This window comes from Brucella sp. JSBI001, assembly GCF_026014005.1.
Classification (GTDB): Bacteria; Pseudomonadota; Alphaproteobacteria; order Rhizobiales; family Rhizobiaceae; genus Brucella; species Brucella anthropi.
In genome coordinates this window covers 3,892,075-3,915,985 of sequence record NZ_CP110339.1, presented here as the reverse complement: position 1 = coordinate 3,915,985, position 23,911 = coordinate 3,892,075, and the positions used below count along the sequence as shown (strand labels likewise).

Genomic DNA, 23,911 nt, shown 5'->3' with positions numbered 1-23,911 from the left:
GGGGTCAGGAAAGCCGTTAGTAGCTCTTGGCTAATTTCCAACCTCCTGCATATCTCCCGCTGGTTGACGCCTGCGCGGTGCATCCCTATGGCGGCCGCCTTGGCATACGGCCGCTTCTGAAACACGCGAACCGGGCAGGCCGATTTACGGGCGCGACGAATGAAGATTAGATTTGGCTGTGTCATCGGCGCGGAACCTCAATTCGATCGCGGTCCAATCCTTGGGAAATGGTCGAGAGTGCCTTGTCGCGAAGGCGGTAGGCCGTTGCACGGCTCCATCCCTTGTCATCAACGGCGTGCGCGAAGCGGTATCGAGTGCATTTGCACCGCAACCAGAGTTGCAGCACGCGCGCAGCGCCGTCGTTCCCCTTGAGGTAATTCGCGGGCCAATGGATCGCCTTTTCGAGTAGCGAAACGCGGGCAGGCGAAAGCATCCGCTTGCGGGATGGAGTGACATTCTCCGGGTCGAGCTTTTCGAGGATGCCGTTTCGGTCGTCGGCCGGGCCGGTGCGGCCGGCGCTGGCAATCGACCATTTCGCAGCATCGACAAGAACTTCCCCGACAAGCTTCGGGGTCCAAACATCATCGTAGTGTCTCAATCGTTCCCCCATAGCGCGCCCGCTTCTTCAACGGCCGCCATATTGACGTTGCTTGGTTCTGCGGGTGTGATTGGCTGCCGAGCGTCGTCGGAACGGGTTAGCCGACGTTTCGCCTTCGGCGTCAGCCAAACAAACGGACTGTCGCGAGCAATAAGCCCCTTGTGGAACAGGCGTTCGCCACGGCGGCCGAGTTCCTTTCGACGTGCATCAAGCTTGCGCTGTCGCGCCTTCTCGTCGTCGTTCTTTTCAATGGCGTATTCGAAATCCAGCTTGTCGAAAGCCTCGATGACCTTTTGCCAATGAACGATGCGGACGTCGCCCGGGAGGTCCATCGCGGGCGGCGCATCGCTGCCGTGTTCGTCGAGCGCCTTAATGATCGCCTTGAGGAGCACGTTCTCCTTGTCGGAAATGTTCGGTCGCTTTTCCGGTGCCTCGTCCGATCCTTCACCCTTGGGCGTGATAACAACGCATGAGGTTATCGGGTCGCCATCCTCGTCCGTGCCAATTTTGACCTGTGATAGAGCGAAGCGAAGCGCGAAACCCGCTTCGCCTTCTTTGTTCTTTTGCAGATAGACTTCGCGGATTTGGCGGCCGTCTTCGTCACGTAAGCCGTCGACCGGCCGGACAATCAGCGCGTTTTCGAGATTGGCGATTAGAGACGTATGCCCGCGGACCTTGGTGCCATCCGCGTTCATGTGGTGCACAAATAGGACGTGGCAATTCAGGGCTTCCGAAATCCTGCGGCCACGTTCCAGCACCGACCCGACGTCTTTCCCGTCGTTCTCGTTCGCGCCCACGGTTGCCGTCGCCCATGTATCGATGACGACCAGTTCAAGCGGAACGTCAAAGGTCGAAGCCCAATGCTTCGCCTCCTCAATGAATTCGTTTGTCTGGTCGTCATTTTGGTAAAGGTTGAGACGGGCAGGCATGAAAACGAATGGCAGATTGTCCGACGAAATGAGGCCGTGCCATTGGCGATATGCCTTGATGCGCTTGCGCAGGCCCTTTTGGCCTTCACCGGCCTGATAAATGACACCGCCTTTGCGGACCTTCCGGCCCATCCAGTTTACGCCGCGAGCAACGGCCATTGCCGCGTCGAGGATTACAAACGTCTTGCCGCTCTGCGACGCGCCGGAAGCGATAGACACTTCCCCACGTGTCAGAATGCCCTTGATAAGATGCTCGTGCTCTTGGGCCGGGGCGTCGAAAGCATCCCACGGGACCGCGTTGAACTTCGATTTGAAGGCGGGAGGCGTGAATTTTGGAGCCTTGGCCGCGATCTGGTAAAGCTCCTCGACCGTATGCCCGCCATCAAGCCAGTCGACGACGTCTTCTTTCCTCTTGTTGTCCGTCAACTGGACGACGCGAACGTCCGAGGCTTTCCCGAGCAATGAAGCTGCGACACTGTTTGCATGGTCGATGCCTACAAATTTCGGGCGGCCATCATCGTGGAATAGTGGCTCATTGGTCTTTTGGTGCCGTGCTTGCGGGTCGTCATCCGCGAGCACGACAACCCGCGCCCCTTTGAGATAATCGCTAAGTTCCGGGAGCCATTTCCCGGCACCGCGCGCATTTGTCGTTGCCGGCACACCGAGGTCGAGCAACTTGTCCGCCGCCTTCTCGCCTTCAACCACAAAAACGATATGCTTTTTTTCAAGAGCCTTTTGGAGATCGGGCAGGCGGTAAGGCACTTGCCGGACGCCCTTCGTCGACCAGTTCCAGCCACCGCCCTTGCTCGGGTCCGGGCGGCGCTGTCGGTACGTCTTCACCGGCTTTCCGTCTTTTCCCGTCTCGCCGTTCTCAAGCCGCACCACTTGGAAAAGCAGTTCGCCTTTCTCGTCGACATAATCCCACGTCTTGACCGGCTTCATATTCTCGTCATTGCGGCGAGAATTGCCGTCTTCCGGCCCATAGTCGCGATTGCTGGAACCGCGCTCGTGTTCCCTATCGGGAACGTCGAAGCCATGCTCGCGCAACCATTCGACTGCCTCCCGGCCCTTTCGGGAGGTTTGACGTTCGATAAGGGCAAGGACGCCGCCGCCCGTGTTGTCGCTGTGATCGAAGAATGTTCCCTTCGCAAGATCGACCGATATCGACCCTTTGGAGCCGAAACGAAGCTCGGTTTTGCTCGAAAGGTGCGTGTTCGGCTCGCCGAGTAGTTCACGGGCTACCGCACCGGCAAAGCCTGCAAACTTATCGCCATTGTCAGCCATCGAAAGCCGCCCCTATTAATTTGGATTGTCGTTCTGATTGTCTGGTTGCTGATCGGCGAACCCGGCTTGACCGGGTTTCGCTCTTGCTTTGGCAACGGGTGCGAGGACTTTCGCGACGTCTTCTTTGACCGGGATAATCGTCGAAATGAGATCGGCAATGTCGGAAAAGACGTCTGCTTTTGCGATCTGCTCGCGGCAGGGCTTGTCTCGCATTCCGTTGCGCACGAGTGCTTTCTGCGTCCCATAAATCCGGTCCGCCTCGCGTGACGCCGTCTGCAACATGGTCCAAAGACCGGCGCGCTTTCGGCTCATATCAGAACCTCAAATCGGCTTGCTTGTGCTCGAAAAGCGGCGTCGTGTGAGCGGGGTTCACGTCCGGCGCAATGGCGTTGCATGCGAAAAGCCAGCCTGCAATTGCATCCGATGCATTGTCGTCCTGCGGATTGAAGCCGAGGTCTTGCATCGCCCGCATGACTTCCTCTTTCGCTTTGCCTGTCGTCGGCTTGCGCCCGAGAACAAACTTGCGGATCGACGCTTGATCCATTTCGCGGTAGTCGAACACTTTCTCGTGGTAGGCCGTCGCGGCCATAGCCCAAGGAAGGCACTGCAAGAGACGCGTAGTCTTGTGGTTCGTCTTGCCCTTCATCGCACCGGCAAATACCGGCTTTTCAGCAATGATGACATTTGGACGGTAGGTTTCGATCAACTCACAAGTGAAGATTTGAGAGTGCGCGACTATTGCGACCGGCGGGGCTTCCTCGGGGGCGAGGCGTTTCGAACCGTACTCCGGCGTTTCGCCTGGGCGACCCGCACACCAACCGGTGCGGGTAGCAACGTCGAGAAACAAAATCATGCGCTGTGGGAGATTACGCATCTTCGGAAATCTCCTGCGAATAAACGTAATCGAAATGAACCGGGCAGATGACCGCAACGCCGTTCAAGCCGACAATGTGCGGAGTGCGCTCGACGGCCACTCGGGTGCCGTCTGCAATTTCGTTCGTCTGGATGCGGTGGCCTTTTAAGCAACCGTCTTCCGCGAGCCTTTCGAAAACGTCGTCAAAGCTATCGGCTTCGGTTTCAAACGTCAGGGAAATGTATTTGTAGGGATCGCGGCGCGATGGGACGACCGTCGTCACTGATAGACGCTGTATCGGCATAGCAGTTTCCTTGTGGTGGTTTTGGTAAAGCAAAGGCCGGGCAATGGATGCCCGGCCCGTAATCGGTGGCCGGTGCCTTCAACGCAGGGAGTGAGAGGCGGAGGCACCGGCCTTGATGTGCGCAGCCCGGTTGCAGAGGGCGCGCACTATCAATCTAATTCACGGTGGCGAGCGTAAGCGGAGCCTTGGCCTTCTTCGGGGCGTCCTCCTCGGCAGGGCGCTTGCCGTCGACGATATTCGCCATCGTCGAAATGACGTCATCGAACATATCGACGTCGTCGAAGTAGCCAATCTTGTCGGCAAGCTCGATCACGCCGCGAAGGGTAGCTTGTCGCTTTGTGGTTTCCATCTTGGCGAGGCCGAGAATGAAGCGGAAAGCCTTGCGGTCCATGCCGTGGCGATCCAAGGCGTTCTTGACGATCGATCCGGCCGCGCCGTTATGTTCGGATGCCTCGGCGGCTTCGGTCATGAACTGGTTTACTACGCGGCGCAGTTCTTCTGCCGTGATGGACGACTTGCTCGACGTAACGTCAGCCTTTTTAGCGCGTCTTGCCATGCTGCATGCTCCTTGATTTCGGTCGCGTCTTAGACGGCGACGGGCTGCGGAATATCCAAGGGCCATGCTTCCCCAACGGGCCATTCGGGATGAATGCCGCTAATGGGTTTCCGGTTCTCGGATACGAGTTTGAGGGTTTGAGCATCGAGGATGGCAGGCTCCGGGCGTTCGACGCCCGCCGGCCAAGCCACGCCTTCCGGCCATATCGCGGAAAACCGCGACATGATCTTGTCGTATGTCCCGGCGCGCATATCGACGCGATCAATCGTCTGCGAAAACGTGCGATACCCGGAGACAATTTCGTCAAGCTTCGTCTGTGTGCACCCGGTCGCTTTCCGGTATGCATCCATCGTCACTCGAATGTTGGTTCGGAATAGATCGAGGTAATTCATGCACCATTTGTTAAGTTAGATTTTGTCTAACTGCAATAGGGCGCGATATCGAAACTGTCAGTAGATAGAAAATAGTTGATTTCTATGTGAAAAGTTTTATTTGTCGTACTCGGGCGGACAGATTGGAAAATTTTGACCTATAAAGCGTCAAAAAGGGGATGCGTGAATGAGTGACGTTTTGCGGAAACGGGTCCAAGGGCGGCTTGATGCTCTCGGCATCAATGCGTTTGAAGCTGCCAAGCGAGGCGGCCTGACAAGAAATTTCTTCTACGAGTTATTTCGTCTCGAAAACGGCAAGTACAAGAAAGACCGCTTCAATCCAAAGCACCTTGATGCGGCCGCCGCTGCGCTGGATTGCGACCCGGAATACCTCACGCTTGAACAGCGCACACCCCGACGGGGTGGCATCCCCGACGGCACCAAAGTTTCCGGAATTGCCGAGGCGGGGGCACTAAGGTCGCCCGGTGCCGGGGTTCCGAAGGGGCTGTCAGCCGCCATCGAAACCGATCCACGATATCCAGCCGAGGCGCAAGCGATCTATCTAGTTCGCGGCGGGCATGCTGTCGGGCTGAATATCCCGAGTGAGGCTTTCGTCCTAATCGCTAACACCGACGCATTGAGGGAAGTCGGCAGAGAATTGATCGCGGGTGACGTCGTGGTCGTCTCCCGAACGGCTGTTGAGGACAAGGTAGAAATCACAGTTCGCAAGGTCGCCTTTGACGCGAAGGGCATAAGGTTTGACGCGCTTCCAGACGAAGGCGAGATAGAACCTTTGTACGCTTCGGAGGAGGTGTCGGTGCTCGGCTTGGTGCTTCAAGCGATTATGGTTTTCTGATCCTCGCGCTCGCGCGCGTATAGATATTTATATAATTAGATTAGGGACAGGGGTTTATACCCCTGTCCCATTTTATAATATTCACAATCTAACTGATTGATTTCTAATATTTAAAAATCATCCTGACAAAAAGTTAGAGATTTTCAAACTTTATGGATTGCAAGGTCTGAAAAGTTAGATTATTTCTATCTTCGTAAACGAATGGTTACGACAAATCAGGATACATTATGCCGATGATTTCCCTTCTTTCTACAATCTCGAAATTGAGTGAAAAACTGCACCAATCGTTTACGACGATTGCCGATTGACCTGCGACGAATTCGCGGGGTTTGGACATATCTTCCTTGGCAAACGCAAGGAATATCAGCGGCTTAAAAAAATCGCACGGAGAAATAGGAAAGTTATCCTCACCTCCCGCCGCCCGTGTCAAAACCTATCCTTAAGGAAGGCCGATTTCCTTTCGAAGCGTTAACGATGGCAGGAAACAAAATGACCAAAATTATTCAGGCAACAGGCGCGGTGAGGGCTTCACTGGTCAGCATCATCAAGCGTCAAATGATTGATACCATTATCGAAAATAGTGTCGACCCATCTGTTTTTGAAGACGTGGTCGAGGAGTTACGGAAAGCTAACTTCGGTAAACCAGCAATCGAGGCGTTGGCGGTTGAAGTTGCGCAGGCGGCGCAAGAGGAAATCGGGGCAGGGAAAGAGAAATGACAATCGAGCGGATCAACGTTAGGACAAGTGCCGAATGGCACGCTCGCAGGTCGCGAGACGTCACGGCGTCGGTCGTTGGGGCTTTGTTTGGGGTTCATGAATTCGTAACGCCTTATGCGCTTTGGGCGTTCAAATCGGGTCGGGTCCAGTCGGACCCGGAGGAAACTCCGGCCATGCTTCGCGGCCAGCTATTGGAGCCAGTCGCGGTAAAACTCCTGCGTCGTCAACGGCCGGCATGGAAAATCAAGCACAACACAAATCCCGGCGACTATTGGCGCGACGATGAAGTCCGCCTTGGTGCCACTCCCGACGTGCTCGCGGTCGATAAAAAGCGCGGGCCGGGGATCGTGCAAATCAAGTCAGTTGAACAGGGCGTCTTTCGCCGGAAGTGGCTGGCCGGAAGTGATACTCCCGAGCCGCCGTTCTGGATCGCCATGCAGGCAGTCGTTGAAGCCTATTTGACCGGCAGCAAATGGGCCGCGGTTGCGCCTATTGTTGTAGGTCACGGCATCGACATGCCGATCATCGATATCCCCATTCTTGACGGCGCTATCGAGCGTATTCGCGCAAAGTGCGCGGAGTTCTGGAAGCTGGTCGAAAGTGGTGCCGAAATTGTGCCCGACTATAGCCTCGACGCTGACCTTATCGAGCGAATGTATGAGCGGGAGGACGGCGAGGAAATCGACCTCACGCGAGACAACCAAATTTACGAATTGATTGCGGATCGCCACCGCCTGAAAGCGGACGTGGCCGAAGTCGAAAGTAAGGTCGCGGCGGTTGAAGCCGAGATTAAGCACAAAATGCAAGGCGCTTCGATTGCGCATCTTGCCGGCGGAAAAAAGATTACTTGGCTGACGCAGAAGCGCGCCGGGTATTTCGCCCCGCCCAAGGAATTCCGCGTCCTGCGTACCCCTCCGCCTGACGCGTGAAAGGTGGACCGGCGGCTAAAGGCTGCAACCCAACGTCGCCGGTCCCGATGCACCCCTGAACCACCACGAACAGGAGGCACCATTCGCTATGGTAGCTGAAACGAATGAACGCGCCGTTATCGGCGGGAATAATCCCCCTATAAAAGAAGTTCTTGCGGATCAATACAAAGATTTGGTCGAGCTTATCGAGCCGATCGCGGATCGCGCAAATGCGCATCCGCAAAAGATCGAAAGCGACGATGACCTCGGTCCGCTCGGCGAAATCGTGCTCGATGCTAAGGCTTTGTCGAAGCGCATCGAAGCGGCTCGGAAGGTTGAGAAGGAACCTTTTGTAAAGGGCGGACGTGAAGTCGACCAGTTCTTCCATCCCCTGACTGATCGTCTCGACCGCATCGTCGACGTGTTTGAAGCTCTCGCATCCTCTTATCAGCGCGACAAGGCAGAAGCGGAGCGGCGTCGGGCGTCCGAAGAAGCGGCGCGCCTTCGCGCCGAGGAGGAGCGCAAGCTCAAGGAAGCCCAAGAGGTTAAGCGCGAAAGCACTGCGGAGCGCAAGAAGGACGAGGCGGCAAGCCTCGGCCATCAGGCAACCAGTGCGGAACAGCGCACCACTGCGAGCGCGGCCGAATTGACGAAAGTTCGCACGGGCAACGGTGTCACCGCTTCGGCAACTACGAAATGGGCTTTCCGCATTGTTGACCTGGCTGCGGTCGACCTCAACAGCCTGAAAGATTTCTTCCGTGTTGAAGATATCGAAAAGGCGATCCGCTCAAAGGTCGCCATTCACAAGGGCAACACAAAAATCCCGGGCGTCGAAGTCTTCGAAGACGTGAAAGCTACGTTCCGCTGATCGCCGGTTAACCCATTCAACCGGCGCGGCCGGAAAGAGAAATCCCATGAAGTATCTTGTTATCGACACCGAAACGACAGGCTTGTTTGACTTCACGCAACCGGCTGATGCTGAAGGACAGCCCCGCCTCGCGCATTTGGCTATGATTTGGGCCGACGCGGAAGGCAAAGAGCTTGATCGTCAGGACATTTATGTTCGCCCGAATGGCTGGACGATGCCGCAGGGTGAAGGCTCTGCGGGTGCTGTCAACGGTTTGACGGACGAGTTTTTGCACGCAAACGGTGCGGATATCGGCGTCGTTCTGAAACAGTACACAGATGAAGTTCTCCGGGGCTTGGTCGTGGTCGCCTACAATGCACAATACGACCTTAAGGTCATGCGGGGCGAAATGCGTCGCGCAGGCGTACCGGACCTTTTTGAGCAGACGAAAAACGTCTGTGTAATGCGCCCCATGATGAAGATTTGCAGAATTCCGAATGCAAATCGCGGCGGCTTCAAATTCCCTAATCTCGGCGAAGCATTGGCTCATTTCGGGCATGATCTGAATGGCGCTCATCAAGCCATGAACGACGCCGAAGGCGCGCGCATCCTCTTGCGGGAACTCTTACGCATCGGCGAGTTGCCGACGCCTGCGGTTCATTATGCCAAGGAAAAGGCAGCCGAAAAACTCCCGAAAACTCGTCGAAAAGCCAGCGCTTCGGGCTTCGTCGGGAGCTTCTAATCCGGCGCGGTAGCCGGAGGCCCGGCGAGTAGTCGCGGATCAGCGTGCCGCAGCGAAGCCCGGGCCACTTTTCAACCACCACAGAAGGAAATGTCCAAATGTCAGGACAAGAATTAATCACGGCGGACGGGGAGGTTATCACCGCGCCGACGTCATCGGAGCAAATGAGCCTCGCTATCGGGCTAACCAAGGCTGAAATTGATCAGCAGATAGCTACTGCGAAGCTTTATCCGCGCCTTGTCAGTCGGGTGACGCAAAACATTCTCTCCCTCGTCACCATAGACGAGCACTCGGCAGAAGAATGTAGCTATGCCTTGCCTCGTGGCGGAAAGCCAATCGTCGGCCCAAGCATCCGGCTCGCGGAAATCATCGCAGGGCAGTGGGGCAACTGTCGCGTTGGTGCTCGTGTGGTGCATGTCGACCGAGTTGAAAAATTCGTCGAGGCAGAAGGCATATTCCACGATCTTGAAACGAACACCGCGACCACGGCCCGCGTTCGTCGTCGGATTAGCAATAAAAACGGCGGCCTGCTTACCGATGACATGATTATCGTCACTGGCAACGCCGCATGTTCGATTGCAAAACGCAATGCAATCCTTGGTGGCGTGCCGAAAGCTGTTTGGCGCAAAGCCTACGAGGAGGCGGAAAAGGTCGTGAGGGGCGACGTCAAGACGCTGGCGGAGCGGCGGGAGAATATCTTCAAGGCGTTTGCAGCGTTCGGCGTAAAGCCCGAACAGATTTTCGCTTCGCTCGGAATTGCTGGCGAGGACGACATAACCCTTGAGCATATTCCCACGCTCACCGGCATGCGGTCCGCTCTCAAGAGCGGGGAGGCCACGGTCGAAGAAATGTTCGGCGCTCAAACGCGTGGGGACGGCGAGAAGAAGTCGACCAGCCAGAAAATGAGCGATTTCGCCAAAGGCGAAAACGGCCACGAAAAGACGAAGGATCAGGCCGGTACGAACGGCGGCAAAAAGGCCGAAACGAAACAGCCCGCCGAGAAACAGGCCGGCAAGCCTAAACAGGAAAAGCCTGCCGACGAGGACGCTGAAATCCTTCCACCGACGTCCGACGACCTCGAAATCGCTCGCGATAAGGGGCACGACGCATTCCACAACGGCATGCCACGTGAAACGTGCCCGCGCGAATTCAACGCGAGGGGCCGCGAGGAGGAGCGCAACGCTTGGCTTGAAGGCTACGACGCCGCGGCCGAGGAAGAAGCGGAGGCACGCAATTGACCAGCGAACGCACCCATTACGCAAAGCTTATGGATAAGTGGCGCGAAGCCGAAGCCCTTGCGGAACTCATTCGGCAGTTTGCCGACGAGGGAGGTCGACACCGGCTCAAAATCAAAGTCGAGCATCCCGATCCTGTTGTCGCAGGGAACGCCGAGCGGGTCATCAACGATATGATGAAAAACAACGGCTTTGGTGTGGCCGTCCAAAAGGCTCTTGAACGGGTCGAGCGCAAGCGTGACGAAGCCCGGGAAGCATTTTTGCAAGAAGCCGGCTCGGCTTATCTCGCGCCGTCCAAACCCGACGCGGAACACCCGTTCTAATCACTTCTGCAACGGCTGGAGAGCGGCGACCACTGCAAGGGTCGCCGCCAATCTCCCCGATATCCCTAACCACCACTTTAAGGGACCAACATGCTTATTCGCGTTTTTGATTTCGAAACCACCGGGTTCCCTCCCGGCGCTGCCATCGTTGAGGCCGGTTGGACTGACCTTCTTGTCGAGGGCGGCAAGGCCGAGGTCCGCGGCACGACCTCAATGCTCGTTAATCCTTTTGAAGCTGCACCGCAGCTTGAAATGTCGATCGGAGCGTTATCCACCCATCATATCGAAAAGTCGGACCTCGTGGACGCTCCGGCTCCCGAAGTCGCCCTCCGAACCCTTTCAGATGGGGCCGACGCTTTCGCAGCGCACAATCTGGAATTCGATCAGCAATTCTTTACGGGCGGCGGTCGGCCAATGATTTGCACCTACAAGGCTGCGCTTCATCTTTGGCCGGATGCTGAAAAGCATCAAAACCAGTTCTTGCGGTATCTGCATAATTTGCCGGTTGACCGTGAGATCGCGGAAATGTCTCACCGGGCAGGCCCCGACAGCCACGTCACCGCGCATCTTCTGAAATATGTCATCGACCAAGGCGTCGAGGTCGACACGCTGATCAATTGGACGCAAGGCGAGAAGCCTTTGCGTTTGTTGAAAGCGGTTCCATTTGGCGAGCACCGCGGGAAGCCGTTCAAAGAAGTGCCGAGCGACTATCTCAAATGGATAGTCCGCAAGGTCACGGACAAACCGGACCTCGTCCACACTGCCCGCGTCCACCTGAAAAATCGGGGGGAAATGTGATGCGTGCCGACGAACTCAATAGCAAAATCGGAAGCCGCATTCGTGCCTTCCGTATCCTTCGCGGGCTGTCGGCCGACGATCTGGCCGAAGTTATTGGCGTCAAGAAAAACTCGATTACGCGGATCGAAGCGGGACGCCATTCGATTACGGCCGCGCAGTTGGTGCTTATCGCCCAAAAGCTCTCCACGACGTCATCGGTTTTGACGGGCGAACAGCCGGCGACGGAAGGGGGCGAGGTATGACAAGAAAATATCTAGTTGCCGATCTGTTTTGCGGCGCGGGCGGATCATCGACCGGCGCGGCCCACGCGTTCAACGAACTCGGCTTAGAAATGGAGCTGGTTTGCCTAAATCACTGGGAAACGGCGATTGAAACCCATCGCCGGAACCATGAACACGCGCGCCATTACATTCAAGATATAGCCGTCGCGCGTCCAACCGAGATAGTGCCAGAAGGATATCTTGACCTCCTTATGGCTTCGCCGACGTGCACCTATCATTCGGTGGCGCGCGGAGGGAAGCCTACCAGCGATCAACAGCGTTCCGACCCTTGGCACATAATCACGTGGTTGACCGAATTGCGGGTTAAGCGGCTGATAATCGAAAACGTATGGGAGTTCTGCGGTTGGGGGCCTGTCGATCCAGAAACCGGCAAGCCAATAAAGGCACGTAAAGGCGAGTACTTTCACGCATGGGTCGAAACTATAAAGCGGCTCGGTTTTGATCCCGAGTGGCGGAAATTAAATGCGGCCGATTTCGGAGACGCCACCACACGTCAGCGCTTTATCCTTATGGCGCGATCAGACGGCAATAAGGTTCGCTGGCCGATGCCAACGCATCAGAAGCGGCAGGAAGCGAAATCCGAGCTTTTCGAAGATGTTCGACCTTGGCGGCCGGCCCACGAGATAATTGATTGGTCGATCAAAGGCCGTTCAATTTTCAACCGAAAAAAGCCGCTCGCGCCGAAAACTCTCGCGCGCATTTATGCGGGGGCGATCAAGCACAAATGGCCACAGCCTTTTGTCGTCGTTTTGCGTAATCACATGGCAGCGCAAGGCATCGATGTTCCTCTCCCGACCATCACGGCAACAGGACAACACATCGGCATTGCCGAGCCGGTCATCGTAAATATGAAAGGCAAATCCAAGTCGTCCGGCGTGGCCGATCCACTGCCAACGCAAACGGCACACGCTCCCCATTTATATACGGCCGAAGCCATAATCTTGTCGCAACATACCAGCGGATCGCCGCGCCCTGTCCGCGATCCGTTGCCAACCGTCACGACCGGCGGAGCCGGGACGAGCGAGCGTCCGGGGTGCGCCCGGCCGATGTTGGTTGAGCCGTTCGTCCTTTCACAGGCAAGCTGCGGGTCGCCTCGGACTGTCAATGAGCCGTTACCTACGTCGACAACTGGCGGGAGAGGCGGCGCTCACACTCTTATTGCGCCGTTCTATGGCTCCGGCTCCGGCGAAACGTGCACGAACACAGCCGAGCCGCTGCCAACGGTCACAACGAAAGACCGTTTCGGCATCGTCGTTCCGGTGACGCATAGTCAAGGCGGTAACAGTAGCCGTTCCGTTGATGAACCTTTGCAAACAGTAACGACAGCCAAGGGCGGAGAATTCGCAGTTGTCTTGCCTGTCACGCATGAGGGCGGGTTAAATCGCGTTCAAGGCGTACACGAGCCTTTGCCAACGATTACGGGCGCAAATCGTGGGGAGCTTGCTATCGTCGAGAGCATTTCTTGCGACACTGGCGAGCATCGCGGCGAACTCGAATTCGATATTCTTTTTCGAATGCTTGAGCCGCACGAACTCGCCTTAGCGATGGGCTTTGAAAACTACGAATTTGCCGGAACGAAGACGCAGAAGGTGAAGCAAATCGGAAACGCCGTTTCCGTTCGCAAGCTTAAAGCGTGCGTTCACGCCATCATGGCCGATGAAGCCCCCGACAAAGAAAAAATCACCGAATTCATGGAGGCGGCGGAATGAAGTTGTCACCCCAACAAGATCAAGCCATCAAGGCGGTTTCAACCTGGCTTAAAGACCCGGGCGCTAAACAAACGTTCTACCTCGCTGGCTACGCTGGAACGGGCAAGACGACGCTTGCGCGTCGGCTCGCCGAGGATATCGGCCGCGTTTGCTTCGGAGCCTTCACCGGCAAGGCTGCGCTCGTCCTGCGTTCAAAAGGCTGCGAGAACGCGAGCACGCTTCACAGCCTGATTTACAAGATAGAGAACCCGAACAGCCCAATTCCCCGTTTTGTTAAAAACTACGATAGCGCGGTTCGCATTTCCGACCTCGTAATCGTGGACGAAGTTTCGATGGTTGGCGAAGAACTCGGCCGCGATCTTCTGTCATTCGGAACGCGCGTGCTTGTTCTTGGTGATCCTGCACAGCTTCCGCCGGTCAAAGGCGAGGGGTTCTTCACCGCAGGCGACCCCGACTTCATGCTTACGGAAGTCCACCGGCAGGCCGCCGACAACCCGATTATCGCTATGTCGATGAAGGTTCGCCAACGCGAAACCCTCGACTTTGGCACATTTGGCGATAGCCGCGTTATTCGCAGGGAAAGCCTTGATGCAGCCGAAGTTCTCGCGGCCGATCAAATCCTCGTCGGGAAGAACAACACCCGCCGCAATTTCAATCAACGCCTTCGGGAATTAAAGGGTTTGAAAGGTGACTTCAAGGTCAACGACCGCGTGGTTTGCCTGAAAAACAATCGAGAAATGGGCCTATTGAATGGCGGCATCTGGAACGTTGACAAGGTGCTCCGGCAGTCTCGCGACACGACTTCGATGTATGTCTCGCCGCTCGATAGCGGCATGACGAAACAGCCGGTCGAGGTCATCACGCACCACGCTTGGGCACGAGGGCAGGAGCGTGACCTCCATTGGAAGGATGCACGCCGTTTCCAGCCTTTCGATTACGCCTATGCGCTCACCTGCCATAAGGCGCAGGGCAGTCAATGGGATAATGTCATGGTCTTTGACGAGGGCGGCATCTTCCCGGAACCGGAGCGCTGGCTTTACACGGCCATTACCCGCGCAGCCGAGAAAGTGACGGTTGTTCAATGAAAACCGACGGCATCGTCCTTCGCCTTATAGGCACCTTCGGGGTCTGCCGGTGCGCTCTGATTGTGAGCGAGGAGTTCGTTCATCGGGATTGGACAGTCGCCCTTGTCATTGCGGTCATGACGGCGGCGTCGCTCTCGGTCCTTTGGACCGACTGAAAGTTTCACTGAATTCAGATGGAGCCGCGCGCAGACGCGGGCTTCGCACGAGGAAAAACCATGGCAGGCATAAACAAAACAATTCTCGTCGGTCGTGTCGGGCAAGACCCGGAAGTCAGGCGCTTCAATAGTGGCGACCAAGTCGCCGAGTTCTCACTCGCCACGTCCAAGGAATGGCGCGACAAAAACACCGGGGAGCGCAAATCGAAAACGACTTGGCACAAGATCAAGGTGTTGAATAACTCTCTGATCGAGAACGTCATTCGCCCATACGTCAATAAGGGTTCGCTAATCGGGATCGAGGGCGAGCTTGATAACGAGGAATGGGAAAAGGACGGACAGAAAAGGCAGGCGACAAAAGTTGTCGTCGGTGCGTTTGGCGGCTCGCTCTATCTCCTTGGCAGCAAAGACGACAACGGCGGGGATCGCAATTCGCGTAGCCGCGATGACGATCGCGGTTCAAGGTCATCCGGCAGGTATTCGAACGACGACAAGGGACAATCTTCCGGCGGCTACGGCGGCGGTTTCTCGCGCGATCTGGACGACGAAATCCCATTCGCTCCGGAATGGAGATAGGGCATGTCGGACCAAACGCAGGGGCGCATCAATTGTTGCGTCCCGTTTTGCACGCGCACGCGACACAATCGGGACAACACGTCGGAATGGATTTGCGGAACCCATTGGCGACTTGTTCCGCAACACCTGAAACGCCGCAAGTTCAAGCTCTTTCGCCGATACAGGCGGCTTTTCGGCGATAGCTCATTTTGGTGCTTCGAAGCCGGTAGCGAGAAACGAATTCAGGCCGTCCGCCTTGATCGCCTTTGCGGGATCGCATGGGATCGGTGCAAGGCCGCAGCGATAGAAAGGTCCGTAGGGCTATGACCGAAGATGAAAAGATGATTTCCGAGCAAGCGCAAAAGTCGGCGAACGATATTCGCCGGCTCCTGTCTGGTCGGGATATGGCTTCCTCATATGTCGCGCTTGGCATGGTAATCGGAAAAATCGCGTCGGAAGCCGAAAGGCCAGACTTGCACGGGGTAATGCCGCTTATCACCGAACAGGCTTTTCACACGTACCTCAACAACTTGGAGGTAAAGCGCCGTGGCTGATCTTCCTATCCTTTTCAGCGCGCCGATGGTGCGCGCGATCCTCCGGGAAATCGAAAATCCGGGCACCGGCAAAACGCAGACGCGCCGGATTATAAAGCCGCAGCCGACGGCATCGGGAACGGTATCGTTGGGCGACCGCGTGATTGAAGCCGCCGAATGGCAAATCCGGGAAGGAAAGTTCCTTCGGATCAATGAAGGCGATCGCCTTTACGTCCGCGAAGCGTGGCGGGTGTCCCGCATGCACGACCAAACAGCGCCCCGCGATCTGAAACCGCGCACGATGACGGTTTTCTTTGAAGCGGGAGGTTCAATCGCAAATCAGGACGCACCCGGCGACTGGAAGTCCGCAGTGTGGCCGGAAATCGGAGAACGGCCGGATTGGGCCGGGAAGTTCCGGCAGGCTATGCATATGCCCCGGTGGGCTTCTCGGATCACGCTTGAAGTGACCGGCGTCAAGGTTGAGCGCTTGCAGGATATCAGCGAAGAAGATGCTATTGCGGAAGGTATTGATCCGTTCACTGACTTCCAGCCTAAAGGACACTGGCGGCGATATCGCGACGCCTCCGGCCTCGGATATGTCGATTGTCCTATCGCGTCCTTTGCATCGCTCTGGACGGAAATCAATGGCCCCGCAGCGTGGGAAGCCAACCCTTGGGTTGCCGCCTACACCTTCCGGCCCATCCTCGGGAACATTGATCAGATTGAGAGGGCGGCATAATGGGCCGCCACGGCAAGTCAAAATCCTACCGTCACAGCGCGGTCGACCTCGGCGCAGGGGTCTTTCATATCGGGTGGACCGTTGATCGATATTACAAGAACTCTCGGCTTCGCCACCCCATAAGGTTCCGGGTTTCGACCGACAAGAAAGGCGCAGAGCGATTTGCAGCGCGGTGGGGCATCAAAATCAAGCAATTCGGGGAGACGTTCACGAATGGGTAGGCGAGGAAAAATGAATGATCTATTCGGCCTTATCCCACGCAAGCCCCGCGTCGTGCGAATGCACGCGATCGACCACGGCGAAGCACCCGGCTTAATGCCGGGCTGGCGAACTGCGCAGGGAGGGCACTTCAAATGCTTCCGGTGCGGGCATGATGCTGGATGGCAATTCAATCTTACGGCAACCGAAATCCGGCGGGGATTACCTTGCCCTGTTTGTGAGAAAACCAACGATGACTGAAACGAAAAAGCGTGATTTTTCGCCAAGCTGTCAGGATGAAACACGCGGGCGGCTAGAAAAAATAGTTAGAAAACGCAAAGGTAAAAAAAGCGGCGGGAAGGAAATCGACCCGAAGCTGTTATCCCTCGTTTCCATTTTCGCAAAAGTGGATGCCCGCGAGGACTGCAAAAACACTGACACCAATGCCAATTTCAAGGATGAAAAGCCTTGCGCGATCAAACCACCACAATCCGGCGGGCCGCAATCTATGCCCGCTACTCGACAGACATGCAAAGAGAACGTTCCATTGACGATCAGGTGGCACTATGTCGAGAGTACTCCCGCAAGAACGGCCTTCGCGTAATCCAGTCCTATAGCGACCGCGCTCAAACGAGCGCGTCGCTTGTCGGCCGAGAAGGCATCATGAGCCTTATCGACGACGCCAAGGCCCGCAAATTCGACGTCGTTATCGTAGAAGCCTTAGACCGAATTTCTCGCGATCAAGAAGATTTGGCAGGCGTTTTTAAGCGCCTGTCTTTTGCCAATGTCGAAATCATCGCCGTGCATGAAGGTGTCGCCGATGCCGTGCAGGTCGGTATTCGTGGCCTTCTCGGGTCGATGTTTCTCTCCGACCTTAAGCACAAGGTTCGCCGGGGCATGGCTGGCGTCGTTAACGACGGCCGCGTCGCAGGAGGGAACGCCTACGGCTACGACGTCGTGCTCGGCAAACCGGGCGAGCGCACAATTAACGAGGAACAGGCTGCGGTAATTCGCCGTATATTTCGCGAGTATGTCGGCGGCGCGTCGCCGCGTGACATTGCCGGGCGTCTCAACGCGGAGGGCGTTCCGCCGCCGCGTGGATCGAAATGGAATGCAAGCACGATCAACGGCAGCAAGAACCGCTCTTACGGCATTTTGGTGAATGCTCTTTACAACGGTCAAATCGTTTGGAACCGCGTGCATATGGTCCGCGACCCGGACACCGGGAAGCGTGTCAGCCGTTTCAATCCCGAAAGCGAATGGAAGATTGCCGAAGCGCCGCATTTGGCGATTGTTGACCGGGAAACATATGACGCTGCGCAGGCTCGCAAAGCGGACCGCACGCGACTTGTTGAACAAGGCGCGTCGACAAAGAAGGCGAAGCGTCTTTTGTCGGGGCTGTTGCGTTGCTCGATCTGCGGTTCGGGTATGGCTTCCGTCGGCTTCAACGGCGGAAGGCTGCGGGTGCAGTGTTCGCAGAACCGCGAAAGCGGCTCTTGCGACAACAATCGCAAATACAACGCCGAGCGTATCGAGCACGCGGTCGTTACCGGCATTCTTTCTAAGCTGGAAGATGAAGAAGCGGCCGAACGCTATATCCGCGAATATGTCGCAGAGCGGCGAGCCAATATCGACAATGCAACTCGCTCGGCGTCACAAATCGAGGCGAAGCTCGCCAAGGTCGCAGGAGAGCAAGAGCGGCTTATCACGCTGTTTCAAACCGGAGTGCTCGATCTGGACCGGGTAAAGCCCCGTTTGACCGAGTTGGAAGAACAGCGGAAGGCGCTGGAAGATGAAGCCGCATCGGCACGCGAAGCCGTCCCGATTATCGAATTGCATCCGGCGGCCGTCGAACGCTTTATCAAGCTGCTTTCGCGCGCCAAGGCCGAATATGAAAACTATGAAATGTTGAAAGACCCGGAGAAAATCGAAGCGATGCGCGAACTGATTTCTCACGTCATCGTGAGCGATAGCGCCGCAAATGGTTACGAACTCGACGTCTTCACATACCTGTCAGCACTTACGGGAGATTATGCACCCGGTGGTTTGGGGGGTGCGTTGGTAGCGGAGGAGGGATTCGAACCCCCGACACAAGGATTATGATTCCTCTGCTCTAACCTACTGAGCTACTCCGCCACGCGTCGCTTTACAGAGACAACTTCATGATCGCCGTTTCCGGTGGGACAAATCGTTGTTCCTGCAAGGAATGGCGGCGGTATATGTGCGGAATGAAATGCTGTCAAGCACTCTTCGCATAGCTTTCGTCTTGTTTTCTATCATTGCACCGATAAGGAACTTGGCATCAGCAAAGGCATAGTTTTATGGCACCTCGTATTGCGGTTTTGGGTTGCGGCTATTGGGGCGGCAATCACATTCGTACCCTGAAGAGCCTCGGTGCCCTTCAGGCAGTCTCGGACTCAAGGGCAGAACAGGCGGAACGCTTCGCGACCGAGTTCAATGTTCCGAGCATTCCCGTCGATGAATTGTTCACGCATCCAGACATTGATGGCATCGTTCTGGCGCTGCCAGCGCAGTTTCATTCACAATATGCCATTCAGGCAGTGAAAAACGGCAAGGACGTTCTGGTCGAAAAGCCGATCGCGCTCGACATTCCGGCTGCAGAAGCCGAAGTGGAAGCTGCCCGCGAAAACGGTCGCGTGTTCATGGTTGGCCATGTGCTGCGTTTCCACCCGGCCTTCGAGAAGCTTCTCGACATGGTGAAAAGCGGTGAGCTCGGCGACATTCGCTATGTGCATTCGCATCGTGTCGGGTTCGGCAAGTTCCACAACGAGTTCGATGCCCTGTGGGATCTTGCGCCGCACGATCTTTCGATGATCCTGGCTATCACCGGGGAAGAACCGGGCGCGGTTCGCGGAGAGGGTGTTGCGACACTCGATCATCTCACCGACATCGCCCATCTTCATCTCGATTTTCCGAATGGCATCCGCGGCCACCTGTTTGCGTCGCGCCTGAATGCCTATCGTGAGCGCCGCCTGACCGTTACCGGCACAAAGGGCATGGCTGTCTTCGATGACGGCGAACCATGGGATCGCAAGCTTGCGCTCTACAGCCATGAAGTCTGGCGGGAAAACGACCAGTGGTCTTTCAAATCCGTCGAGCCTGTCTATATCCCGGTTGAGGAAGGCATGCCGCTGACACGCGAATTGCAGCATTTCCTGCATTGCATCGAGACGCGCGAAAAGCCGCGTACCGATGGCAAGGAAGCAATCAGTGTGCTGCGTATCCTCACGGAAGGCACTGTCCGGCACCCGCACTAAAGGGGAGCCGTGCGATCCGCGTCAACTGCGTCAAGCGGTGTTACAGGAATCGCAAAACTTTGAACGCTCTGGCCATAGCCGGGCAGGGCGCAAGCGAATAAATAGGTTGCCGAGGATTCGCATATCCATTTGTGCGGGCCAGATATATTGGAGCCAACATGCAGTTTATTGATCTTGGAGCGCAGCGCGCGCGTATCGAAGACCGTCTCAATGCCGCCATTTCCAAGGTTGTTGCGGAAGGCCGTTATATTCTTGGACCGGAAGTGGCCGAATTCGAAAAGAAGCTCGGTGAATATCTGGGCGTGGAACACGTCATCGCCTGCGCCAACGGCACCGACGCCTTGCAGATGCCCCTGATGGCACGCGGCATCGGTCCGGGTGATGCCGTCTTCGTTCCGTCTTTCACCTTCGCTGCTACGGCGGAAGTTGTTGCGCTGGTTGGCGCAGAGCCGGTGTTCATCGACGTAGACGCGGATACATACAATCTGAATATCGAACAGCTTGAAGCTGCCATCGCCGCTATCCGTAAGGAAGGCCGTCTGCAGCCGAAAGCGATTATCCCGGTCGATCTGTTCGGTCTGGCTGCTGACTATAACCGCATCAGCGCCATCGCTGACCGCGAAGGCCTGTTCGTCATCGAAGATGCTGCGCAGTCGATCGGCGGCAAGCGTGACAATGTCATGTGTGGTGCTTTCGGCCATGTCGGCGCGACGAGCTTCTATCCGGCCAAGCCTCTCGGCTGCTATGGCGACGGCGGTGCCATGTTCACCAACGACGCCGAACTGGCCGATACGCTGCGCTCGGTCCTGTTCCACGGCAAGGGCGAAACCCAGTACGACAATGTCCGTATCGGCATCAACTCGCGTCTCGATACGATTCAGGCTGCCGTCCTTCTGGAAAAGCTTGCGATCCTGGAAGACGAAATGGAAGCACGTGACCGCATCGCCAAGCGCTACAACGAAGCGCTGAAGGATGTCGTCAAGGTTCCCGCCCTTCCGGCTGGCAACCGTTCGGCATGGGCTCAGTATTCCATCGAGAGCGAAAACCGTGACGGCCTGAAGGCGCATCTTCAGGCGGAAGGCATTCCTTCGGTCATCTATTATGTGAAGCCGCTGCACCAGCAGACGGCATACAAGCATTACCCGGTTGCGCCGGGTGGACTTCCGGTTTCGGAAAGCCTGCCGAACCGCATTCTGAGCCTGCCGATGCACCCCTATCTGTCGGAAGCCGATCATGACAAGATCATCGGCGCCATCCGTGGTTTCCACGGAAAGAAGGCCTGATCTATCTCAACCTGATTGACGAAAAACCCGGCGAAAGCCGGGTTTTTTTATTTGTCATGCCTGTAAGTTCAATTGCCAGGAAACGCCGTATTTGTCCTTGATCCAGGCGAAAAGCTTGCTGAACCCGTAATTGTCGAGCGGCATCAGCGTCTCACCACCTTCTGAAAGCTTTTCAAAAACGCTGGTCAGGCTTTCCTCATCATGGAAATCGACGAACAGCGATATGGATGGATTGAAATCGAACTGATGCGGAATGGGGCTGTCGATGACGATCAGCCGGTGTTCGGCAAAGGTCACACGCGCAATCTGCACCTTCCCGGGACTGCCGCTCGCGTCGTCATAGATTTTGATCGACTCGATCAGGAAGTCGGGAAAGATCGAACGATATGTTTCCAGAGCTGCGCCTGCACTGCCCTGAAACATGAGATGGGTGCAAACCTGTGTCATTCAGAAAGCGTAACACGGCCCCGCCAGTTTCGGCAATCGGGCTGTTATAGCAGGGCGCTAAGATGCTAACGCATCACGCCCTGAGAATGCTCAATTGCCACACGGGCTTAACCAAGTCTCGATGAGTCAAACGCAACGAGACTTGGTATTAAAGGTTCTTTTTCATGATCCGCTTATCGATGCGCGCGGCGACAAAGCGGGCGATGGCAGGGCCTGCCAGAAGCACGATGAAGAAACGGCTCGTCTGCATTGCGATGATGAAGGGCAGGTCGACATTGCTTGATGCTGCGATGATTGCAACCGTATCGGCGCCGCCGGGACTGGTAGCGAGATAGGCGGTCAGCGGATCGAGTCCCAGCACGTGACCGAGCGCCATGCCGAACAGTCCGCAAACGGCAATGAGGAGCAGCGTGGATGTCAGCACCGCTGGAAAAGCCCGCGCGGCATGAGCGATGATGGCGCGTGAGAAGCCAAGGCCGATGCGCCATCCGATAAGCAGGTAGCTGACCGCGAGCAGCCATGGTGGCAGGTCGATGGTGATGAAACCGGTGTCCTGAAGCAATGCGCCCAGTATAAGCGGCACGAGCATGGCGCCGGTGGGGATGCGGAGAATTTCTCCAAGGAACGAGCCGCCGACAATCAGAAGCACTGTCGGGCCGAGGGTGGACCAGTCGATGGGCGGAAACCAGACGATTTCGACAGGCGCAATGGTTTCCACGCCAGTGCTGAGGCGCAGGACGAGCGAAGCGGCTGTGGCGACCAGCACTACACGCAGATATTGCATGAAGGCGACGAGACGAGCATCGGCTCCATGGGCTTCGGCCATCAGTGTCATTGCGGTGGCAGCGCCCGGAGAAGATCCCCATACAGCAGTTGTTCCGGGCAGGATGCGAAACCGCGCGAGCAGATAGCCGATAAAAGTGCTGGTAAACAGCACATAGCCGACGGAGAGCAGGATAACGGGCAGGTGTTGCCCCATGCTGGTGAAAAACTCCGCCGTGATCGAACGGGCGATAAGGCAGCCGACAACGCCTTGGGCTAACAGCGACAGCCAGCGATGAACCCGCAAGGTGCTTTCGCCTGCAGCCATCAGGATTGCGCCGAGCATCGCGCCAAGGAGCATGGCGGCAGGTAGCTGCAGCACTTCCCCTGCAAAAATCAGAATAACGGAAAACACAGCCAGCAAGACCCATTGGATTGGCTTGGCTCTGTTCCTGAAACTGAATTTGCTTGGGGTCGAATTCGGCCCTGAGGGGGAGGTTTTCTGCATTGCCCTTCCTCACTACATCTGGGGAGGAAGCTATGCAAATCCGATTTTACTCGAGAAATATTGATTTCTAAATATCAATATACTGAGGAAAATGAGGTGCTTGCAGCAAATGGCAAGACGCCGCTTTTCCACAAAAGCAGCGTCTTGAATTTCCGTATGGCCGCTTCGATCAGCCGATCATGGCGCGGCGCTGGTTGACAGGGCGCTCGATCACTTCCCGCGGAGCCTTGCCACCGTCGCGTTCTTCGAGCGCTTCGGCTTTCGTCAGTTCGGTTTCCGCAGCCGACAATTCGGCTTCGGCCGCTTCCTTCTGGGACATCAGGTCGCGAATCGAGACGAAGAGATTGTCGCGCCGCTGGCGTGCCGCCTTGGCGAAGGTCGGATAAGCGAAATGATTGATGTCAGTGATGCCAGCTTTTTTCTCTTCCGATAGAATCTGGGCGTCGAGTTCTCCGGCCATCCGTTCGAACTCGCCGATCATCAGGTCGAGCTGGCCCAGTTGACGGCGTTTTTCCTTCACCTGGAACAGTTTCAGCCTGACTAGGCTTTCACGTGGCTTCATACGCAATACTCCTTGAACACCAACCAGCTTCATGTGTTGGGGCGTTCCCCCCGACTTTATTAACAGGTGTAAACGAGCAAAACGCACCCGATCCACCGCCGAATCTCCTTGCGAATCCAAGCCCCTAAAGGGAAAATCATCGCAGCCGTTCTTCCGAAAGGGCTCAACAAGCGAAACAAAAAGTTAAGAATTCGCTCGTTTGGTAACCATTCCTTTACCGGCGAAGTTAATCATACGCGTTAGGACTTAAGGCTCGGTAAACCTCGTGTGGTTTTTCGGCAACAGGCGAAAGCTAGAGTCAGATGAATCGCTTAGCAAAGATTCTTAATGCGATGCTTTAGAGTCATCAGAATGAGAATGTCTTTATGATTCAGGCGCGTAAGAGAATTTTCTAAACAGGGAAGAAATATGCTTGCCAAGCAGAATCATATTTTGTTAACCATTTGCTGGCACCTTCATGCACAGGCAACGATAGTTCCGTGTGCTGCCGTGAGG

28 protein-coding genes and 1 tRNA gene are annotated in these 23,911 nt (G+C 56.1%); 18 read left to right on the top strand and 11 right to left on the bottom strand.

Annotated elements, in window-relative coordinates:
• Positions 1-181: 181 nt before the first annotated feature.
• The 7 genes from LJ361_RS18615 to LJ361_RS18585 form a co-directional block, all read right to left on the bottom strand.
• Positions 182-598, bottom strand: coding sequence for a hypothetical protein (locus LJ361_RS18615; protein ID WP_151657860.1), 417 nt, complete (start codon positions 596-598; stop codon positions 182-184).
• Positions 595-2,811 carry an AAA family ATPase gene (locus LJ361_RS18610; RefSeq protein ID WP_151657861.1) on the bottom strand — a complete coding sequence of 739 codons (2,217 nt, stop codon included), beginning with the start codon at positions 2,809-2,811 and terminating at the stop codon, positions 595-597. The genes LJ361_RS18615 and LJ361_RS18610 overlap by 4 nt, the downstream gene beginning before the upstream one ends.
• A gap of 15 nt (positions 2,812-2,826) precedes the next feature.
• Positions 2,827-3,123, bottom strand: coding sequence for a hypothetical protein (locus LJ361_RS18605; protein WP_151657862.1), 297 nt, complete (start codon positions 3,121-3,123; stop codon positions 2,827-2,829).
• A 1-nt stretch (position 3,124) separates the two neighbouring features.
• Positions 3,125-3,685 (bottom strand): hypothetical protein, encoded by a 561-nt coding sequence (locus tag LJ361_RS18600; RefSeq protein WP_063882077.1) that lies wholly within the window; start codon positions 3,683-3,685, stop codon positions 3,125-3,127.
• A complete protein-coding gene (locus LJ361_RS18595) occupies positions 3,678-3,968 on the bottom strand; it encodes a hypothetical protein (protein ID WP_063882078.1) in 291 nt (96 codons plus the stop codon). Before LJ361_RS18595 ends, LJ361_RS18600 begins: the two co-directional genes overlap by 8 nt.
• A gap of 154 nt (positions 3,969-4,122) precedes the next feature.
• Positions 4,123-4,524 (bottom strand): hypothetical protein, encoded by a 402-nt coding sequence (locus LJ361_RS18590; RefSeq protein WP_151657863.1) that lies wholly within the window; start codon positions 4,522-4,524, stop codon positions 4,123-4,125.
• A gap of 29 nt (positions 4,525-4,553) precedes the next feature.
• Positions 4,554-4,874, bottom strand: a complete 321-nt coding sequence (locus tag LJ361_RS18585; protein WP_151657864.1) for a hypothetical protein — start codon at positions 4,872-4,874, stop codon at positions 4,554-4,556.
• 208 nt (positions 4,875-5,082) lie between these two features.
• On the opposite strand from LJ361_RS18585, the gene LJ361_RS18580 reads away from it, so the two are divergent.
• The 16 genes from LJ361_RS18580 (at position 5,083) to LJ361_RS23635 (ending at position 18,679) form a co-directional block, all read left to right on the top strand.
• Positions 5,083-5,751, top strand: a complete 669-nt coding sequence (locus LJ361_RS18580; protein WP_063882082.1) for a hypothetical protein — start codon at positions 5,083-5,085, stop codon at positions 5,749-5,751.
• Positions 5,752-6,240: 489 nt separating this feature from the next.
• A complete protein-coding gene (locus tag LJ361_RS18575; protein ID WP_151657865.1) occupies positions 6,241-6,468 on the top strand; it encodes a hypothetical protein in 228 nt (75 codons plus the stop codon).
• Positions 6,465-7,397, top strand: coding sequence for a YqaJ viral recombinase family protein (locus LJ361_RS18570; RefSeq protein ID WP_151657866.1), 933 nt, complete (start codon positions 6,465-6,467; stop codon positions 7,395-7,397). The genes LJ361_RS18575 and LJ361_RS18570 overlap by 4 nt, the downstream gene beginning before the upstream one ends.
• Positions 7,398-7,485: 88 nt before the next feature.
• Positions 7,486-8,244, top strand: a complete 759-nt coding sequence (locus LJ361_RS18565; RefSeq protein WP_081255551.1) for a hypothetical protein — start codon at positions 7,486-7,488, stop codon at positions 8,242-8,244.
• 46 nt (positions 8,245-8,290) lie between these two features.
• The gene (locus LJ361_RS18560; RefSeq protein ID WP_063882090.1) at positions 8,291-8,965 is read left to right on the top strand and encodes a 3'-5' exonuclease; all 675 of its coding nucleotides are present in this window, start codon (positions 8,291-8,293) and stop codon (positions 8,963-8,965) included.
• Between the two features lie 98 nt (positions 8,966-9,063).
• Positions 9,064-10,203, top strand: coding sequence for a hypothetical protein (locus LJ361_RS18555; RefSeq protein ID WP_063882091.1), 1,140 nt, complete (start codon positions 9,064-9,066; stop codon positions 10,201-10,203).
• On the top strand, positions 10,200-10,523 hold the full coding sequence (locus LJ361_RS18550) for a hypothetical protein (RefSeq protein ID WP_063882094.1): 324 nt from the start codon (positions 10,200-10,202) through the stop codon (positions 10,521-10,523). The genes LJ361_RS18555 and LJ361_RS18550 overlap by 4 nt, the downstream gene beginning before the upstream one ends.
• 90 nt (positions 10,524-10,613) lie before the next feature.
• Complete coding sequence (locus LJ361_RS18545) at positions 10,614-11,321, top strand: 3'-5' exonuclease (protein WP_063882095.1); 708 nt, start codon at positions 10,614-10,616, stop codon at positions 11,319-11,321.
• Positions 11,321-11,563 (top strand): helix-turn-helix domain-containing protein, encoded by a 243-nt coding sequence (locus LJ361_RS18540; protein ID WP_063882096.1) that lies wholly within the window; start codon positions 11,321-11,323, stop codon positions 11,561-11,563. The genes LJ361_RS18545 and LJ361_RS18540 overlap by 1 nt, the downstream gene beginning before the upstream one ends.
• Positions 11,560-13,311, top strand: coding sequence for a DNA cytosine methyltransferase (locus LJ361_RS18535; RefSeq protein ID WP_063882097.1), 1,752 nt, complete (start codon positions 11,560-11,562; stop codon positions 13,309-13,311). The genes LJ361_RS18540 and LJ361_RS18535 overlap by 4 nt, the downstream gene beginning before the upstream one ends.
• Complete coding sequence (locus LJ361_RS18530) at positions 13,308-14,396, top strand: ATP-dependent DNA helicase (RefSeq protein WP_151657868.1); 1,089 nt, start codon at positions 13,308-13,310, stop codon at positions 14,394-14,396. Before LJ361_RS18535 ends, LJ361_RS18530 begins: the two co-directional genes overlap by 4 nt.
• Positions 14,397-14,611: 215 nt before the next feature.
• A complete protein-coding gene (ssb, locus tag LJ361_RS18525; RefSeq protein ID WP_063882102.1) occupies positions 14,612-15,127 on the top strand; it encodes a single-stranded DNA-binding protein in 516 nt (171 codons plus the stop codon).
• Between the two features lie 302 nt (positions 15,128-15,429).
• Positions 15,430-15,660, top strand: coding sequence for a hypothetical protein (locus LJ361_RS18520; RefSeq protein ID WP_151651087.1), 231 nt, complete (start codon positions 15,430-15,432; stop codon positions 15,658-15,660).
• Positions 15,653-16,378 carry a hypothetical protein gene (locus LJ361_RS18515; protein WP_063882104.1) on the top strand — a complete coding sequence of 242 codons (726 nt, stop codon included), beginning with the start codon at positions 15,653-15,655 and terminating at the stop codon, positions 16,376-16,378. The genes LJ361_RS18520 and LJ361_RS18515 overlap by 8 nt, the downstream gene beginning before the upstream one ends.
• A gap of 370 nt (positions 16,379-16,748) precedes the next feature.
• Complete coding sequence (locus tag LJ361_RS18510; protein ID WP_063882107.1) at positions 16,749-17,180, top strand: hypothetical protein; 432 nt, start codon at positions 16,749-16,751, stop codon at positions 17,178-17,180.
• The gene (locus LJ361_RS23635; protein ID WP_376787011.1) at positions 17,105-18,679 is read left to right on the top strand and encodes a recombinase family protein; all 1,575 of its coding nucleotides are present in this window, start codon (positions 17,105-17,107) and stop codon (positions 18,677-18,679) included. Before LJ361_RS18510 ends, LJ361_RS23635 begins: the two co-directional genes overlap by 76 nt.
• Here LJ361_RS23635 and LJ361_RS18500 read toward each other — a convergent pair.
• A tRNA-Met gene (locus tag LJ361_RS18500) sits at positions 18,636-18,712 on the bottom strand. The two genes, LJ361_RS23635 and LJ361_RS18500, sit on opposite strands and share 44 nt — an antisense overlap.
• A gap of 185 nt (positions 18,713-18,897) precedes the next feature.
• Between LJ361_RS18500 and LJ361_RS18495 the strand changes: the two genes are divergently transcribed.
• The gene (locus tag LJ361_RS18495) at positions 18,898-19,854 is read left to right on the top strand and encodes a Gfo/Idh/MocA family protein (protein WP_010659549.1); all 957 of its coding nucleotides are present in this window, start codon (positions 18,898-18,900) and stop codon (positions 19,852-19,854) included.
• Positions 19,855-20,012: 158 nt separating this feature from the next.
• Positions 20,013-21,137 carry a DegT/DnrJ/EryC1/StrS family aminotransferase gene (locus LJ361_RS18490; protein ID WP_010659550.1) on the top strand — a complete coding sequence of 375 codons (1,125 nt, stop codon included), beginning with the start codon at positions 20,013-20,015 and terminating at the stop codon, positions 21,135-21,137.
• Positions 21,138-21,191: 54 nt separating this feature from the next.
• Here the strand turns inward: LJ361_RS18490 and LJ361_RS18485 are convergent, their stop codons facing one another.
• From LJ361_RS18485 to LJ361_RS18475, 3 genes are all read right to left on the bottom strand, one after another.
• The gene (locus LJ361_RS18485; RefSeq protein WP_029376050.1) at positions 21,192-21,584 is read right to left on the bottom strand and encodes a VOC family protein; all 393 of its coding nucleotides are present in this window, start codon (positions 21,582-21,584) and stop codon (positions 21,192-21,194) included.
• Positions 21,585-21,732: 148 nt separating this feature from the next.
• Positions 21,733-22,854 carry an AbrB family transcriptional regulator gene (locus tag LJ361_RS18480; protein WP_010659552.1) on the bottom strand — a complete coding sequence of 374 codons (1,122 nt, stop codon included), beginning with the start codon at positions 22,852-22,854 and terminating at the stop codon, positions 21,733-21,735.
• Between the two features lie 169 nt (positions 22,855-23,023).
• Positions 23,024-23,416: a hypothetical protein gene (locus LJ361_RS18475; RefSeq protein WP_006472627.1), complete on the bottom strand. Its 393-nt coding sequence runs from the start codon at positions 23,414-23,416 to the stop codon at positions 23,024-23,026.
• Positions 23,417-23,911 lie beyond the last annotated feature (495 nt).

What these genes read in the sequence shown, in the direction of transcription:
- LJ361_RS18560 (WP_063882090.1), top strand. Translation starts at nt 8,291, where the DNA reads ATGAAGTATCTTGTTATCGACACCGAAACGACAGGCTTGTTTGACTTC.
- LJ361_RS18565 (WP_081255551.1), top strand. Translation starts at nt 7,486, where the DNA reads ATGGTAGCTGAAACGAATGAACGCGCCGTTATCGGCGGGAATAATCCC.
- LJ361_RS18605 (WP_151657862.1), bottom strand. Translation starts at nt 3,123, where the DNA reads ATGAGCCGAAAGCGCGCCGGTCTTTGGACCATGTTGCAGACGGCGTCA.
- LJ361_RS18540 (WP_063882096.1), top strand. Translation starts at nt 11,321, where the DNA reads ATGCGTGCCGACGAACTCAATAGCAAAATCGGAAGCCGCATTCGTGCC.
- LJ361_RS18570 (WP_151657866.1), top strand. Translation starts at nt 6,465, where the DNA reads ATGACAATCGAGCGGATCAACGTTAGGACAAGTGCCGAATGGCACGCT.
- LJ361_RS18490 (WP_010659550.1), top strand. Translation starts at nt 20,013, where the DNA reads ATGCAGTTTATTGATCTTGGAGCGCAGCGCGCGCGTATCGAAGACCGT.
- LJ361_RS18545 (WP_063882095.1), top strand. Translation starts at nt 10,614, where the DNA reads ATGCTTATTCGCGTTTTTGATTTCGAAACCACCGGGTTCCCTCCCGGC.
- LJ361_RS18595 (WP_063882078.1), bottom strand. Translation starts at nt 3,968, where the DNA reads ATGCCGATACAGCGTCTATCAGTGACGACGGTCGTCCCATCGCGCCGC.
- LJ361_RS18495 (WP_010659549.1), top strand. Translation starts at nt 18,898, where the DNA reads ATGGCACCTCGTATTGCGGTTTTGGGTTGCGGCTATTGGGGCGGCAAT.
- LJ361_RS18575 (WP_151657865.1), top strand. Translation starts at nt 6,241, where the DNA reads ATGACCAAAATTATTCAGGCAACAGGCGCGGTGAGGGCTTCACTGGTC.
- LJ361_RS18610 (WP_151657861.1), bottom strand. Translation starts at nt 2,811, where the DNA reads ATGGCTGACAATGGCGATAAGTTTGCAGGCTTTGCCGGTGCGGTAGCC.
- LJ361_RS18600 (WP_063882077.1), bottom strand. Translation starts at nt 3,685, where the DNA reads ATGCGTAATCTCCCACAGCGCATGATTTTGTTTCTCGACGTTGCTACC.
- LJ361_RS23635 (WP_376787011.1), top strand. Translation starts at nt 17,105, where the DNA reads ATGCAAAGAGAACGTTCCATTGACGATCAGGTGGCACTATGTCGAGAG.
- LJ361_RS18590 (WP_151657863.1), bottom strand. Translation starts at nt 4,524, where the DNA reads ATGGCAAGACGCGCTAAAAAGGCTGACGTTACGTCGAGCAAGTCGTCC.
- LJ361_RS18580 (WP_063882082.1), top strand. Translation starts at nt 5,083, where the DNA reads ATGAGTGACGTTTTGCGGAAACGGGTCCAAGGGCGGCTTGATGCTCTC.
- LJ361_RS18535 (WP_063882097.1), top strand. Translation starts at nt 11,560, where the DNA reads ATGACAAGAAAATATCTAGTTGCCGATCTGTTTTGCGGCGCGGGCGGA.
- LJ361_RS18555 (WP_063882091.1), top strand. Translation starts at nt 9,064, where the DNA reads ATGTCAGGACAAGAATTAATCACGGCGGACGGGGAGGTTATCACCGCG.
- LJ361_RS18520 (WP_151651087.1), top strand. Translation starts at nt 15,430, where the DNA reads ATGACCGAAGATGAAAAGATGATTTCCGAGCAAGCGCAAAAGTCGGCG.
- LJ361_RS18510 (WP_063882107.1), top strand. Translation starts at nt 16,749, where the DNA reads ATGATGCTGGATGGCAATTCAATCTTACGGCAACCGAAATCCGGCGGG.
- LJ361_RS18480 (WP_010659552.1), bottom strand. Translation starts at nt 22,854, where the DNA reads ATGCAGAAAACCTCCCCCTCAGGGCCGAATTCGACCCCAAGCAAATTC.
- ssb (WP_063882102.1), top strand. Translation starts at nt 14,612, where the DNA reads ATGGCAGGCATAAACAAAACAATTCTCGTCGGTCGTGTCGGGCAAGAC.
- LJ361_RS18485 (WP_029376050.1), bottom strand. Translation starts at nt 21,584, where the DNA reads ATGACACAGGTTTGCACCCATCTCATGTTTCAGGGCAGTGCAGGCGCA.
- LJ361_RS18530 (WP_151657868.1), top strand. Translation starts at nt 13,308, where the DNA reads ATGAAGTTGTCACCCCAACAAGATCAAGCCATCAAGGCGGTTTCAACC.
- LJ361_RS18585 (WP_151657864.1), bottom strand. Translation starts at nt 4,874, where the DNA reads ATGGATGCATACCGGAAAGCGACCGGGTGCACACAGACGAAGCTTGAC.
- LJ361_RS18475 (WP_006472627.1), bottom strand. Translation starts at nt 23,416, where the DNA reads ATGAAGCCACGTGAAAGCCTAGTCAGGCTGAAACTGTTCCAGGTGAAG.